At 62.2% G+C, this 14,894-nt stretch carries 11 protein-coding genes and 1 tRNA gene; 4 read left to right on the top strand and 8 right to left on the bottom strand.

What is annotated here, in order from left to right; genetic code table 11:
* Positions 1-7: 7 nt before the first annotated feature.
* The 3 genes from FTO74_RS01885 to FTO74_RS01875 are packed head-to-tail and all read left to right on the top strand — an operon-like array spanning position 8 to position 5,618.
* Positions 8-1,147 carry an efflux RND transporter periplasmic adaptor subunit gene (locus tag FTO74_RS01885; protein WP_162536623.1) on the top strand — a complete coding sequence of 380 codons (1,140 nt, stop codon included), beginning with the start codon at positions 8-10 and terminating at the stop codon, positions 1,145-1,147.
* Positions 1,147-4,284, top strand: coding sequence for a CusA/CzcA family heavy metal efflux RND transporter (locus tag FTO74_RS01880; RefSeq protein WP_162536622.1), 3,138 nt, complete (start codon positions 1,147-1,149; stop codon positions 4,282-4,284). Before FTO74_RS01885 ends, FTO74_RS01880 begins: the two co-directional genes overlap by 1 nt.
* Entirely contained in the window at positions 4,284-5,618 is a 1,335-nt protein-coding gene (locus FTO74_RS01875) for a TolC family protein (RefSeq protein WP_162536621.1), read from the top strand. Before FTO74_RS01880 ends, FTO74_RS01875 begins: the two co-directional genes overlap by 1 nt.
* Before the next feature lie 258 nt (positions 5,619-5,876).
* On the opposite strand, the gene FTO74_RS01870 is transcribed toward FTO74_RS01875, so the two are convergent.
* The 7 genes from FTO74_RS01870 to FTO74_RS01845 form a co-directional block, all read right to left on the bottom strand.
* Complete coding sequence (locus FTO74_RS01870; RefSeq protein ID WP_162536620.1) at positions 5,877-7,199, bottom strand: DUF4147 domain-containing protein; 1,323 nt, start codon at positions 7,197-7,199, stop codon at positions 5,877-5,879.
* Between the two features lie 101 nt (positions 7,200-7,300).
* Positions 7,301-7,519 carry a hypothetical protein gene (locus tag FTO74_RS19460; RefSeq protein WP_220399060.1) on the bottom strand — a complete coding sequence of 73 codons (219 nt, stop codon included), beginning with the start codon at positions 7,517-7,519 and terminating at the stop codon, positions 7,301-7,303.
* Positions 7,520-7,724: 205 nt separating this feature from the next.
* Positions 7,725-8,648, bottom strand: a complete 924-nt coding sequence (locus FTO74_RS01865) for a hypothetical protein (protein WP_162536619.1) — start codon at positions 8,646-8,648, stop codon at positions 7,725-7,727.
* A gap of 493 nt (positions 8,649-9,141) precedes the next feature.
* On the bottom strand, positions 9,142-10,266 hold the full coding sequence (locus tag FTO74_RS01860; protein ID WP_162536618.1) for an alpha/beta fold hydrolase: 1,125 nt from the start codon (positions 10,264-10,266) through the stop codon (positions 9,142-9,144).
* Between the two features lie 226 nt (positions 10,267-10,492).
* Positions 10,493-10,584, bottom strand: a tRNA-Ser gene (locus FTO74_RS01855).
* Between the two features lie 27 nt (positions 10,585-10,611).
* Complete coding sequence (locus FTO74_RS01850) at positions 10,612-11,712, bottom strand: LLM class flavin-dependent oxidoreductase (RefSeq protein ID WP_162536617.1); 1,101 nt, start codon at positions 11,710-11,712, stop codon at positions 10,612-10,614.
* Positions 11,712-12,728 (bottom strand): hypothetical protein, encoded by a 1,017-nt coding sequence (locus tag FTO74_RS01845; protein ID WP_162536616.1) that lies wholly within the window; start codon positions 12,726-12,728, stop codon positions 11,712-11,714. The genes FTO74_RS01850 and FTO74_RS01845 overlap by 1 nt, the downstream gene beginning before the upstream one ends.
* Positions 12,729-12,863: 135 nt before the next feature.
* On the opposite strand from FTO74_RS01845, the gene FTO74_RS01840 reads away from it, so the two are divergent.
* Positions 12,864-14,177 carry an APC family permease gene (locus FTO74_RS01840; protein WP_255462447.1) on the top strand — a complete coding sequence of 438 codons (1,314 nt, stop codon included), beginning with the start codon at positions 12,864-12,866 and terminating at the stop codon, positions 14,175-14,177.
* A 48-nt stretch (positions 14,178-14,225) separates the two neighbouring features.
* Here FTO74_RS01840 and FTO74_RS01835 read toward each other — a convergent pair whose 3' ends face one another.
* On the bottom strand, positions 14,226-14,783 hold the full coding sequence (locus FTO74_RS01835) for an inorganic diphosphatase (protein WP_162539641.1): 558 nt from the start codon (positions 14,781-14,783) through the stop codon (positions 14,226-14,228).
* Positions 14,784-14,894 lie beyond the last annotated feature (111 nt).

Raw genomic sequence — 14,894 nt, 5'->3', positions numbered from 1 at the left:
CCGAGCCATGCGCGCGGCTGGGTACGGTGGTGTGGTTTGCCTGGTGCTGGCCGGATGCCATAAGCAGGAAGAGACAGGCCGCGAGGCCAAGGAGGCTCCGCCGAGCGCGCCGGTCGTGGTCGCGGCGGCAAACGCAGGCATCGTCAAGGTGGACCAGCCGGAGCGGTTTCCGCTGACGACGGCGGTGGCGCAGCAGACGTTCAGCACGCTGAACGCGACGGGCAGCGTGAACCCGGATGTCTCGCGCGAACTGCCGGTGCTGTCGCTGGCCAATGGCCGCGTGACCTCGCTGTACGTGCGCCTGGGCGACACGGTGAAGAAGGGCCAGCCCATCATGGAGGTACAGAGCCCGGACGTATCGACCGCGTTCGGCAACTACCTGAAGGCTGTGAACGACGAGCACCTGACGAAGATTACGCTGGACCGCGACAAGCTGCTGTATGACAAGGGCGCGATTCCGCAGACGCAGCTCGAGACCGCGCAGAACGGCGAGGACGACTCGCTGGCGCTGCTGACGGCAAGCGAACAGCAGTTGCGGATCCTGGGCCTCGATAAGAACAAGCCGGGCGATACGGTAACGATCCATGCGCCGACCTCGGGCGTGATCGTGGCGCAGAACGCCACGGCGGCGGGCGCGGCAGGTGTGACCTACGCCGGTTCGACGGGTTCGCTGACCATCGCGGACCTCTCGCATGTATGGATCATCTGCGACGTGTATGAGAACGACCTGGCACAGGTGCGGCTGGGCGATGAGGCCGAGATTCGGCTGTCGGCGTATCCGGGCAAGGTGCTGAAGGGGACCGTCAACGATATCGGCGCGGTGCTCGATCCCACCATTCGCACGGCGAAGGTGAGGATCCAGGTGCAGAACCCGCAGGGGCTTCTGCGGCTGGGGATGTTTGCCACCGCTACGTTCGCGGGCAAGAAGCCGATCGAGGGCGTGGCAGTGCCGGGCGATGCGATTCTGCATCTGCATGACCGCGCGTTTGTCTTCGAGCCGGGCGATACGACGGGCACGTTCAAGACGGTCGAGATCAAGACCGGCAAGACGCTCAGCGGCAATCTGGTGGAGGTGGTTTCGGGCCTGCAGGCTGGGCAGCAGGTCGTGGCCAACGCGCTGGAGCTGCAGAACACGGCGGCTCAGTAATGATCAGGAAGATCGTCGATTTCGCGCTCAACAACCGGTTCATCATCCTGGTGATCGCCATCCTCCTCTTCGTCTGGGGTGGGATCTCGTTCCACAACCTTCCGGTCGAGGCTTATCCGGACGTCGCCAACAACTATGTGACCGTGATTACGCAGTGGCCGGGCCGCGCCGCCGAAGAGGTGGAACAGCAGGTGACGGTGCCGCTCGAGATCGCCATGGCCGGTATCCCGCACATGACGCACCTGCGGTCGACGTCGCTGGCCGGGCTTTCGAGCCTGACGATGGTCTTCGACGACGACAGCATCAACGACTGGAACCGCGCCAAGGTGCTGGAGCGGCTCTCGCAGGTGACGCTGCCGAACGGGTTGCAGCCGCAGATCGGGACGGACTGGAGCCCGGTCGGGCAGATCTACTGGTATCAGCTCGAAAGCACGAACCCACAGTACGACACGATGGCTCTGAAGAGCCTCGAGGACTGGACTCTGGAGCGGCAGTTCCGCAGCGTGCCGGGCGTGGTGGACGTCTCGAGCTTCGGCGGCGTGACGCGCGAGTACCAGGTGATCCTGAACCCGGACAAGCTGGTGCAGTACGGGCTGAGTGTGAGCCAGGTGACGCAGCAGCTCGCCGCGAATAACGTGAACGCGGGCGGCAGCTTTATCGAGGTCGGCCAGCAGCAGATCAACGTGCGCGAGGTCGGGCTCTTCCACACCGTCAAGGACATTCAGCAGACGGTGCTGAAGACGCAGAACGGCACGGCGCTGCGGGTCTCCGACATCGCCACCGTGCAGCAGGGACCAAAGATCCGTCTGGGGCAGATCGGCAAGGCGATCCGGCGGCAGGATGGCAAGCTCGTCGATAACCAGGACGCCGTGGAAGGCGTGGTGCTGCTGCAGAAGGGCGATAACTCCGACGAGACGCTGGTCGCCATCCACGCGAAGGTGAAGGAGCTGAACGAGCATGTGCTGCCGCCTGGGGTGAAGATCGTTCCCTTCCTCGACCGCAGCGACCTGCTGGGGCTGACGACGAAGACGGTGCTGCACAACCTGACCGAAGGCATCATCCTGGTCGTCATCATCCTGTTCCTGTTCCTGGGCAATCTGCGCGGCGCGCTGATCGTGGCGCTGACGATTCCCTTCTCGCTGCTGTTCGCCTCGATCTGCCTGGACCTGAAGCATATTCCGGCGAACCTGCTGAGCCTGGGTGCGCTGGACTTCGGCATGGTGGTCGATGGCGCGGTAGTGATGGTCGAGAACATCGTCCGCCACCTGAGCCACGGCAAGCGCGAAGACATGACGCCGATGGAGCAGATTCGCGAGGCCGCCTATGAAGTACAGCGGCCCGTGTTCTATGCGATCGGCATCATCATCACGGCGTATCTGCCTATCTTTACGCTGCAATCGGTGGAAGGCCGCCTGTTCAAGCCGATGAGCTGGACGGTGGCGTTCGCGCTCCTGGGCGCGCTCATCTTCTCGATTATTCTGGCTCCGGTGCTGGCAAGCTTCCTCTTCCGCAAGGGCACCACCGAGTGGGAGAACCCGGTACTGAAGTGGATCACGAACGGCTACCGCCATGCGGCGCAGTTCGCCATCGAGCATCGGCCGATCACCTTCGGCGTGGCGCTGGCGGCGTTTGGGGCCACGGTGTTCCTGGGCATGTCAGGCGTGGTGGGCTCAGAGTTTCTGCCGCACCTCGATGAGGGCGCGATCTGGGTTCGCGGTACGCTGGCTCCCAGCACGGGACCGACCGAGAGCCGTCGCGTGGCCGACCTGGCGCGCATCAAGCTGGCTTCGTTCCCCGAGGTGAAGCAGGTAGTGAGCCAGATCGGGCGGCCCGATGACGGCACCGATACGACCGGCTTCTTCAACACCGAGTACTACGTGGACCTGAAGCCGAAGAAAGAGTGGCGGCCGGTCTTCAAGGAGAACAAGGAAGAGCTGATCGGGGCGATGGACCGCGAGCTGGAGAAGATGCCCGGCGTGGTCTGGGGCTTCTCGCAGCCGATCTCGGACAACGTGGAAGAGGCCGTGAGCGGCGTGAAGGGCGAGCTGGCGGTGAAGTTGTACGGCACCGACCTAAAGACGCTCGAGGCCAAGGGCGATGAGATCGTCGGCGTGATGTCGGGGATCAAGGGCGTGGCCGACCTCGGGTTGTTCCGGGTGATCGGACAGCCGAACCTGAACTTCGAGGTAGATCGTGAGGCGGCGGCGCGGTACGGCATCAATGTGTCGGACGTGCAGGAGGCAATTGAGAGCGCGGTGGGCGGCAACGCCGTGACCCAGGTGCTCGAAGGCGATGCGCGCTACGACGTGACGGCGAGGTATAGCCCGATGTATCGAGCTACTCCCGAGGCCATTGCGAATATTCGGCTGGTGTCTCCGACGGGCGAGCGGGTCTCGCTCTCGCAGGTGACCAAGCAGAAGATCGAAGACGGAGCCGAGGAGATCTACCGCGAGGGCGGGCTGCGCTACGTCGCCATCAAGTACAGTGTGCGCAACCGCGACCTGGGCAGCACCGTGGAAGAGGCGATCGCGAAGGTGAGCTCGCAGGTGAAGCTGCCGCCGGGATACAAGATCGACTGGGCCGGTGAGTACGAGAGCCAGAAGCGCAGCTCTCGCAGGCTGATGATCGTGCTGCCGCTGACGATCATGCTGATCTTCATCATCCTGTACGGCATGTTTGGATCGTTCAAGTGGGCGACGCTGATCCTGGCGAACGTGGCGATGGCTCCGTTCGGCGGAATGTTGGCGCTGTTGTTGACGAAGACGCACTTCAGCGTTTCGTCGGGCGTGGGCTTCCTCGCTCTGTTCGGCGTGTCGGTGCAGACCGGCATCATCATGCTGGAGTACATCAACCAGATGCGCGTGGCCGGGCATAGCGTGGAGTCTTCGGCCATCGAAGGCGCGGTGCTGCGGTTGCGGCCGATCATGATGACGATGCTGGTAGCCACGCTGGGCCTGCTGCCCGCGGCGACCTCGCACGAGATCGGCTCCGACTCGCAGAGGCCGTTTGCGATTGTGATTGTAGGCGGGTTGGTGGGAGCGCTGCTCATCAGCGTCTTCCTGCTGCCGACGCTGTATGTGTGGATTGCGCGCGACACGGATATTCTGCCGAAGCGCGAGATGGAGTTCGATCAGTGATGAGTCCGCTTGATGTAAGAAAAGCCGTTTGGGTGCTGGGCACGTTGGCCGCGCTGTCGGCGCCGGTGCTGGCCCAGGCTGGTCAAAGCCCTGCGGCGGCGGCCTATGCTGCTGAGACCGGCGTTGGAGTCGATCCGCGCAAGCCGCCTGCCGCGAAGGCGGGAGCCTATACGCTGCAACAGATCGTCGCGATGGCCGAGGCGAAAAACCCTCTGCTGCTCGCCGCGCAGGCGAATCTGCGGGCGGTTCGGGCGCAGGAGCTACAGGCTGGAGTGCGCCAGAACCCGAACCTGACGGTGGACGGCACCAGCGTCAACCTGCCCGGCAACGGCACCCAGGGCAATCCCTACGAGTACGACGTGCTGGTCTCCCGCCTCTTCGAGCGCGGCGACAAGCGGCGCTGGCGTCTGGATGCGGCGCGGGCCACGACCGGCCAGACCCAGGCGCAGCTCGAAGATACTGTCCGGCAGACGGTGCTGACGATCAAGCAGGCCTTTACCAGAATGCTGATCGCGAAGGCCGCGCTTGAGATCGCGAACCAGAACCTTAAGGACTATCGGCACGAGGTGGAGATCAGCCGCGACCGCTACAAGGCGGGCGACCTGGGCAAGCTCGACTACGAACGGCTCGACCTGCAACTGGGCGACTTCGAGAGCGATGCCGCGAATGATGAGATCAACCTGCTTCAGGCCAGCGACCAGCTCCAGACCCTCATCGGGGTGGAGACCCCGACCGAGGCGTTCGACATCACCGGAGACATCGTTCCTCCCGTGGTGACCAATGCGAAGCAGGATCTGATTCAGGCCGCACTGGCCAAACGCCCCGACTACGCCGCGGCCAACGCTGCGGTGACGGCGGCCACGGCGAACACGCGTCTGGCCTTCGCTAACGGAACCACCGATCCTACTCTCCAGGGCGAGTACAGCCGTGTCGGCACCTACAACGCGGCAGGCTTCGCGGTCAGCGTTCCGCTGCGGTTCTTTGACCGGAACCAGGGCAACAAGCAGACGGCGCAGTTGCAGCAGGATGCGACCGTGTTGACGGCGACGGCGGCGCGGAACCAGGTGGTCTCGGATGTGGACCAGGCCTGGGTGGGATATACGCGGGCCAAGGCGCTGTCGGATCGGTTCAGCGAGCACTATCTGGATGAGTCGCGGGAGATTCTTTCGATCTCGCAGTTCTCGTTTGAGCATGGTGGGCTGGCGTTGATCGACTATCTCGATGCGTTGCGGGATGCCCGGTCTTCGACCAACGATGCGTTGAATGCGTTTGCGACGACGTGGAATGCGATTCATCAGTTGAGTGCGGCGAGTGCTACGGAGTTGATTCCGTAGCACGCGCGTCTCTCACGCGAAGCGTCCAAGACCGCACGAAGTACCGCCCGCCCGGCGTTAGGGCGCTTTTGCGGTTGTTCCTCTATAGAAAGAGATGCCTCAGATGCCCCCATGTCTCAACTTTGAGACATGGGGGCATCTGGATTTGTGGCAAGGATGAGAAAGCATACCTCGGGGCTAAAGCCGCGTCCGTGGTGGGTTTTAATGTCCGGGCTAAAGCCCGGACCTACCCCCGAAGCAACAGCAACAGCCCAAAGCTCAATCGCTGAGAAGAATCCTCAGGTCGCGGAGGTTGTTGCCGGTAGGGCCGGTGATGATGGCGTCGCCGAGGGACTCGAAGAGGGGAAAGCTGTTGAAGTTCTCCAGCGCCTCGGAGGGGTTGATCCCGAGAGCTATTGCCCTGGCCCATGTGGTCTCGTCCGCTACTGCTCCCGCGGCTGGGCTGTGGCCGTCGATGCCGTCCGAACCTGCGCTGAGTACGGTGATCGACAGCTTCTCTTCCGCAATGATCCGCGCACACTCCAGAACAAACTGCTGGTTTCTGCCGCCGCTGCCGTGGCTTGTGCCCAGTTGGACTGAAAGCTCTCCGGCGGAGATTAAACAGACTTTAGGGTGCTCGGCACGCAGGGCGATCAAGCGGTCGATCAGGTAGCGGGCCGCGATGCGGTAGTCGAGATCGTCGCAACTGTTGTCGATAGCGACGGTGAAGCCTGAGTCGGTGGCCAGACTGGAGGCGTTGCTGCAAAGGTCCTCGCTCGAGAGCAGGGCGACCCAGGCGGCGTTGAGGAAGGCCGGGTGGTCGGGCTTAGGGGTCTCTTCGAGGTGAGGGGTTTGAAAGAAGGCGAGCACGCTGGGCGGCAGGCCGAGACCGTCCGGGCGAGAGGCGATCAGCTCGCGGCACTCCGCCACCGTAGAGAGATCGGGCAGCGACGGCCCGGAGCTGATGACGTCCAGCGCGTCGGCGGGGACGTCGGAGATGAGCAGGGTGCACTGTGTGGCGGGCGCAGCGGCGAGAGCCAAGCGGCCTCCCTTGACCCGGGAGAAGTGCTTGCGCAGGGCGTTCATCTGCGTGATGGGCAGGCCGGAGCGGACGAGCGCCGCGTGGAACTGCGCGGTCTCTTCGAGCGAGACCTCCGGGGCGAGAGGCTTTTCCAGCATGGCCGAGCCGCCGCCGCTGATGAGGAAGAGGACCAGGGTCGCCTCGTCCGCGGAGGCGAGCAGTTGGAGGATGGCGTCGGCGGCCTGGCGTGAGGCCGCGTCCGGATGAGGATGACCGCCGCGAAAGAACTGGATGCGCGGGTCCGGGGTGGGGAGCGGAACGGTTCCGACGACTACTCCGGCAAGAGTCTGGCCGGGCTCGAAAGCACCATCGAGGATGGGCAGGACCGTCTCGCACATGGGCACAGCAGCCTTGCCGATGACGATGAGTATGACCCGGCGGAAGCTCCGCATGGGGTACGCGAGGTCGCCGAGGTGCAGCACTCCGTCCCGATAGAGCACGCGGCGAGGCAGCACATCGGGGATACGCACGCGTTCGAGCGTGCCTGAGAGGATCGACCGCGCTACCAAGGGTAAACTCATAGATTCAACCGGAGATACGAGAATACATTCGAGGATACAAGCCCAAAAGCACCGTCAGACTATCAGACCAAAAACCTTTTGTCTGCACCCGAGAGACGGGGTCAACCTTGGCGAAGATACCTGCTTCGACTCCGAATAAATCGGTTCATCGGTTCTGCATAGAGAACGGCAATGCCCCAACCGATAACGCCCGCAGCCAGAATCAGCCTCATATTCACGTGGTTCATCAGGACGAAGAGGATCGACAGACCGCGCAGGAGGTCTATCCCGTCGATACGGCTCCAGGTTCGCACTGCGCCGTCAGGCCGAAGCTCGGGCATCCACCAATACTAAGTCACCTCTTTTCAGGGATTCGTGAAGCCACCGGCGCCGCGCTGATCGTGGGTTTGTTGCTGCCCTATAGAGAACGAGGCTGCAGACCGATCCAGACGGTCGAGACAGGAAGGGCAGCCTCCTTCTTCGGAGGCTGCCTTCGTTGCAGACCAGGGAGAGGTCTATTTGAGAACAAGGGAGGGCTGTCGACTACTAGAGGACCGGGCCGGGGCCGACGTAGTAGTAGCCGGATGGTCCAACGGAACTGCCGCTATTCTGGATAACACTCTGATTGCCCCAGGTTTCGGCCCCGGTGCCGTTATTGGTGGCGTAATACAAGTTGTTGTCTCCGGGAATACCCTTCCAAGCCATGACGAGACAGCTATCGGCGGCGATGAGGCAGGGGCCATCGGAGGTGCCGTGGGATCCACACGTAGTGGTATTGGTCCATTTATTCGAGTTAGGAGAGGACGAGACCCACGTGGAGCTGTAGATGGTATCGTCGTTTTCGCTGCCCTTGAAGACGAGGACAAAGTATCCATCGAAGTATGCGAGAGCGGGAGCCACCGTGGAGGCTCCGCCCGGAATCTGTGCACTGGCAGTGGTCCAGTCTATGCCGTTTGTAGAGGTGGCGTAGTAGAGGCTGTCGTTGCTGCCGGCGCCTCGCCACACCATCATAAGATTGCCATCGGGGTCGGAACAGATGGCAGGAGTGATGGCAGTTGTGATGATCCCCGTTGGGCAGAGGGCGGGAGTCGGGTTGCTCCAGGGCTGAGCAGAGTTGCCGTTGAACCCGTAGGTGCTCACCCAGATGCGGGGGTCGCCGACTACGCCGGGCCAGACCGCGATGGCTCCGCCGTTCCAGGGGGTGACGCAGGCGGCCCAGGAGGTACCGGCTCCGGGGATGAAAGCTTGATTGGAAAAATCGGGATCAACGCTCCAGACGAGGCTATCGCTGCTGCCATCCGGCCAGACCATGAGGGCCTGGTGCTGATTGGGGAGAAAGGCGAAACTGGGCCGCGTTGAGGTTTGCGCCTGGGGGAGAGGAATGCCATATCCAAAGGCGAAACTCCTGTAGATCGCAATGTCATCGATACCTCTCCATAGGAGGACGAGGTCTCCGGCTTGGAAGCTCATAAGTGTATCTCCTTGATTTTATGACCGTTGGGGTGATGTTGGCGCGTGAGTCGGGGGACTCGGCGTGGGAACAAAAGATCTGCCGAACGGACCGCACCCGGTCGTCGTTCGGCTCTCAATCTAGTCAAAGCTCCACAAGCTGTCCTCAAGCGGCTCTCAAGCGGTCCTCAAGAAAAGATGAAACGTTCTCAATTCTTCTCAATCGAGCAGGTAGACACCCATTACCCCGCAATGCGCGTCTGCCCGCCACGCGAGTGATGGCACGGCTCCAGTATGCTGTATCGTTTTCCCTGCTTTATCTCAGAATGTGCAAGACCGGCCTTCCCACCAAGGTCGCATTTCCGGCGCATCAGAAGAGGAGCTCCGTTTCCGCTTTTTGCCCGAGTCGTGCCGTGAGAGGGCTTTGCGCAACAGAAAGATATGTTGAGCCAGGGGCTCTCTACGACAAACCAATCTGGCCAGAGCGATGCAGGAATTTCATCCTTGCTGGCCGTCAATTTGTTGCCGGCACAACCTTCTCTGCAGCAACCGGCTCGCCTGCAAGAAACTTCGCGATGTTCTCATTCAGAAACTTCCCATCCGCCGGATCGATAGCACGCCCGGCCGAGTGCCCCCACAGCGTAGGAATCGGCAACAGTGTCACGGTATGCATATACTGCGCCTCGTACCGGGCATCGCCCACCGGAAAATATTGATCCGACATCGATGGCATATACAACACCGGAACCTTGATCGATCTTAGCGCCTTCTTCGTATCGCCTCCGAAGCCCGGAGACGTTCCGATGTCATGCTTCTGCCACGTCCGCATCTGCAGAATCTGATCATTGGCGTCGTTGCGATTGTTCCCATTCGCCATGCGATGGATGACATCTTCCTGGGTTTCCCCCGGCTTCGAAGTCGTACGCCAGAGCTCCTCTCGCCACCACTGCGGCGAATACAGCCACGCGGCCCACACAGCCTGTGTTGCTTGGAGACCCTTCTTCGGCTCCTCGACATAGTCTCCGCCCTTGAAGGTCTCGTCCGCGGCAATCGCGGAGATCTGGCTCTCCAGCCGCATAATCCCGTGCCCATAGGCCCTCGCAGTTCCCGACGTGGCCACAATCTTATCCGCCATCTCCGGATAGGTCACCGCCCACTGAAACGCCTGCTCCGCCCCCATCGAAAATCCGATGATCGCCTTCAAATGCGTCACCTGCAGATCCTCGAGCAGCAACTGATGCACCGCCTGCACGTTATCCCGAATGGTCATCAGAGGAAAGCGCGGCCCATGAAACGGCTCCGGCGTGTTGCTGGGCGAAGACGAACTCCCATTGCCGAACAACTCAGTCGATACCAGAAAATACTTATCAGGATCCAGGCACTTATCCGGCCCCATCAGCCACTCGTACCCCTCCAGCTTCGCCATATAGTGCGAAGGCAGCAGGATCACATTGTCGTGCGCTGCGTTCAAATGCCCATAGGTCCCATACACCACATGAGCCTCCGGCAGCGTCACGCCACTCTCCGTCTTGAAGTTCTTGATCACAAAATCATGCCGCACAGGCTTCTCTAAGCCAAAGGCACACGAAAAACTCGCGAACAAAGCCACCAGAAGGAGGAGATAGACAAGTTTTTTCATTTGCGAGGATTATACCTTCGCCTCATTTGGGGTCACTACACGAAACGTCAGAGATCGACGTTAGCGTTCATGGCAGCCATTCGACCGGAGTCTTTCCCTCGAACTTGCCGAAAACCGGCCTTTCGAGGCGCAATGGAGCGGTAGCTCCCAATGCCAGGAATCTTGTAAAGGGCGAAATCTATTTGCCACCAACCGCCGGCAAAACTTTCTAAATTATTGAAAGGGATGGCGGAGAGTGGGGGATTCGAACCCCCGATAGAGCTTTCGCCCTATAACGGTTTAGCAAACCGGCGCCTTCAGCCACTCGGCCAACTCTCCAGCAGTCATGCTGTATGCTCTGGCTGATTATACCGTGCCAGCCGCAACCCGTGTCGAGCCCGCGCGATCCGGAACGATCACTTGAGCCGAAAATCGCTCCATCTCCTCCGCCTGCGGGCTCGATTGCAGCAGAACCAGATCGACGCCGACCGCCGCGAACTCCTCCAGCCGCTCCCGAACCATCTTCGGCGTCCCGATAAATCCCGAGCGCAAACCGCGGTTCGAGACCGAGTAGTCCCGGAGCGAAATCTCCTGCTCCAGCTTCGAGCCGGTGATCCACTGCTGGTAGCTGGCATAGCCGCGATCCGAAGCGCTAACGTCGGTAATACGCTCGACCTCGCGGGCCGCCTCACTCTCCGAGTCGCGGACGATCGCGTAGCCCGAGACCCCGAAGGACATGGGAGGCAGCCCGGCGGCCTCGCGACGCTGGCGCATGTCGGCTATCTTCTTGCCGACCGTCTCCGGCGGATCGCCGTGCATCAGGTAGGCGTCGCACTTGGCGGCGATAAGGTTCTTGGCCGTCTCCGACTCGCCCCCGGCGTACAGCGTGGGTCGCCCTCCCTTCGGCTGCGGCGCGACCGGCGTGCCGGTAAAGTTACGGCTCGGCACAGGCTTGGGTGAGAGCACGTTATCGTCGATGCTGTAGAGCTTGCCCTGGTGCGAAAAGTGCTGCCCGCTCCAGCATCCATCGAGTACGTCGAGCCACTCGGAGGTGCGGGCGTAGCGGTCGTCGTGCGCGTCGAAGGGAATGCCGTACTTGGTCGCCTCATCCTTCCACCAACTCGAGACGACGTTGAGGCTGAGCCGCCCGTTGGCGATGTGGTCGATATTGGCCGCCTGTTTGGCCAGCAGCGCGGGGTTATGGAAGGTGGGGCGCACGGCCACCATGATCTCCAGCCGCTCAGTCACAGCCGCCAGCGCGGCTGCGGTCGTCCAGGCATCGAGCGACGGAGCCTCGACGCCCTTGATGTCGTTCAGGTTCAGCTCCGCGATCAGGGTCAGGTCGAACCCTAGCTCCTCAGCCCGCCGGGCGAGACGGCTGGCATACTGCCAGCTCGTCTCCATGTTCTCGTCATCCAGATTGCGCAGCCATCCGCCGAAGACAGGCAGCCAGAATCCGTAGCGCATCAGCCCGCCGCTCCTACCAGCTCCGCCTTGAGCTGAGACGCCTTGGCAGCCTCGTCTTCGAGCCAGTCCACCAGCTTCTCGAAGGGATCGAAGCCGATAACGTTCTTGCCATCGGCGACGAAGTTCGAGAGCGCGTTGGTGTCGTAGTAGTAGCGCTGGCCGTCGCGGTCGTCGGTGATGTACTCGATGCCGCCGATATCGATCTTCGAAGCGGCCATGATGCGCTCCACGTCGGCGATGACCTCCGCAGGTGGGGTGTAAGCCTCGACCGTGATGCCGGACTTGGGCGCGTCGATGGCGCACGCGGCCCGGTTCAGATCGACGCCGGTAGAGGTGCGGCAGATATCCGCAGGGCAGAGGTCGAAGGTCTCGCCGGTGATGTGGACCTTGATGGCGTAGAGGTAACGGCCGTTGAGTACCTCGACCCGTACGATATGGGCGTCGCGTGCGGGAATGAACTCCTGCACCAGCGCCACCGAGTCGAGCCCGAAGGCCAGCGCGTCCGGATCGCCGGATGGAGCGGCAGCGGCAGCGGTCAACTGCGAGATATGGTCGAAGCGCTTGACGCCCGCGCCGCTGCCGCCGATGTTCGGCTTCACGACGACGGGCCAGCGCAGGCCTTCAGTAGCCGCCGCCGCCTGGCTGGGCCGGTGGATGACGCGAGCCTTGGGATAGGGCAGCTTAAGCTCGTCGAGCAATGAGAGCTGACCCGCCTTCGAAAGCTCGGAGCGGAAGGCCGCGAGGCCATTGATGACGCGCACGCCGCGCGACTCCAGGTGCTCGAGGAAGCCGAGCGTGTAGAAGATCTGATCTCCGTGGTCGCGGTTCCAGGCCGAGGGGCTCATGCGGTTGAAGACCAGCGAGTAGAGCTCCTCGGGGTGGTCGGCGGGCGAGTAGGTGTGCTCGACCGCATTCAGTGCAACGTAGGGGATGCCGCGACGGTCCAGCTCGGCGAAGAGCGGCTTGAACCAGTTAGGCTGCTCATAATAGATGGCGATGGGAAGCGGCGTCGGCATGATTCGCAAAAACCTCTTATTACAGAATAACCGCTATCAAGCAGTGTATGTAGAGGCACTTCATGCCGTTCTCGGGGCGGTCCAGGCAGGACAGAGTCTTTATAGTATGTGGATACACCTCAGGGGAGACCCGGATTGACGAAGAAGATGCGGCTGCTGCCGCTGATCGGCGCCACCTACTTCATGGTCGCGGGCGGCCCCTATGGGCTCGAAGACATCATCGGCAAGGCGGGGTACGGCCGGGCTCTGCTGCTGCTGCTGGTCATCCCCTTCGTCTGGAGCCTGCCGACGAGCCTGATGGTGGGCGAGTTGGCCAGCGCACTGCCCGAGGAGGGCGGCTACTACACCTGGGTGCGGCGGGCGCTCGGCCAGTTCTGGGGGTTCCAGGAGGCGTGGCTCTCGCTGGCGGCGAGCATCTTCGACATGGCCATCTACCCGGTCACGTTCGTGCTCTACCTGAGCCGCATCGCTCCGGCCCTCACCGCCGGAAGCCGGGGAACGCTGTGGGCGCTGGCCGTCGTGGTGGGGTGCGCGGCGTGGAATATGCGCGGTGCGCGGGCGGTGGGAAGGGGGTCGATCCTGCTCTTCGTCGCACTGCTGACGCCTTTTCTGGTGCTCATTGGGATTGGGTTCTACCGCGCCGCTGGTCTGGGACATATTTGGGGACTGTTGCGCGCCCCCAGTGCGACGCCCGATATGGCCGGGGCCGTCTCCGTGGCGCTGTGGAACTACATGGGCTGGGATAACGCCTCCACCGTCGCCCAGGAGGTGGAGCGTCCCCAGCGCAACTACCCGCGCGCGATGCTGATCGCCGCCGCTCTGGTCGCGCTCACCTATATTCTGCCTCTGGCTGCGGTGGGGCTCGCCGGGGTTCCGGCCGAGCAGTTTTCGACGGGTGCATGGGTCGATGCGGCGGCCAGTCTGGCGGGGCCGTGGCTGGCGCTGGCGGTGGTCGTGGGCGGCACCATCAGCGGCATCGGCATGTTTAACGCGCTGATGATGAGCTATACCCGCCTGCCTTACGCGATGGCTCAGGAGAAGCTGCTGCCCGCGATCTTCACCCGCGTAACCCAGGCCGGAGTGCCGTGGGCGAGCGTCGCCCTGTGCGGCGTGGCCTGGGCGCTGGCGCTGCGGCTCTCGTTCGAGCGGCTCATCTCGATCGACCTGGTGCTCTATGGAGTGGCCCTGCTGCTGGAGTTCGTCGCGCTGGTGGTGTTGCGGGTGCGTGAGCCGCACCTGAAGCGGCCGTTCCGCGTGCCCGGAGGGACGCTGGCGGCGGTTCTGCTGGGAGTGTGTCCGGCGGGGTTGATCGGCTTCGCACTGTGGGCAGCTCGGGGTGAGAGAGTCGCCGGGATTCCCTCCCTGCTCTTCGCCGGAATCGTGGCACTGGCCGGTCCGGCGGTCTACCTCACCATGCGTGGCATTACCAGGTTGCAACGCTCCCGTTAAAACAAAAAGACCGCCCAAAGGACGGTCTTTTGCTGCAAAATGCCCCAACTACTCCACCGGAACCGGCTTGGGCTGGGGGTTCTTCTGGTTCTCGGTAAACCGCGCCTGGGCCTCCACGACCTTGTTGCGAGCATACGCCGCATCGCGCCAGCCCTTTACCTCGACGCGCTTGCCCTCAAGATCCTTGTAGATCGAGAAGAAGTGCGTGATCTCCTTCAGCATGTGCGGATAGATCTCCGAGAAGTTCCACACATCCTTATACCGGGGATTGCCCATGCCCACGCACAGAACCTTCTCATCACCCAGCCCCTGGTCCATCATCTCCAGCAGGCCGATGGGGCGAACCTCCATCACGCAGCCCACAAAGCTTGGCGAATCAACAAGAACCAGCACATCCAGCGGATCGCCATCGTCGCCCAGCGTGGAAGGAATGAATCCATAATCGCCCGGATAGTGAACAGGCGAATAGAGATTCCGGTCCAGCCGGAAGACATGAAGCTCCTTGTCGTACTCGTACTTATTAACACCCTCTCCCGGAATCTCGATGACTACGTTGATGACTTCGGGCGACTTGGCCCCGACCGGCAACTCCATGTAATTTGGCATAAACTCTGGCATCTCTTCTCGTGGAATTCAGGAATAGTCCGAGCCTATTGCCCCACCCTGAGGCCAGCAGGCCAGGAACAGTTTGGGGAAGATCGTGGCACAAGGCGGCCC

Origin of the sequence: Granulicella sp. WH15 (assembly GCF_009914315.1) — a bacterium.
GTDB lineage: Bacteria > Acidobacteriota > Terriglobia > Terriglobales > Acidobacteriaceae > Edaphobacter.
Note: the sequence above shows the minus strand (reverse complement) of the source record. Positions and strands in the feature narration are given on the sequence as shown.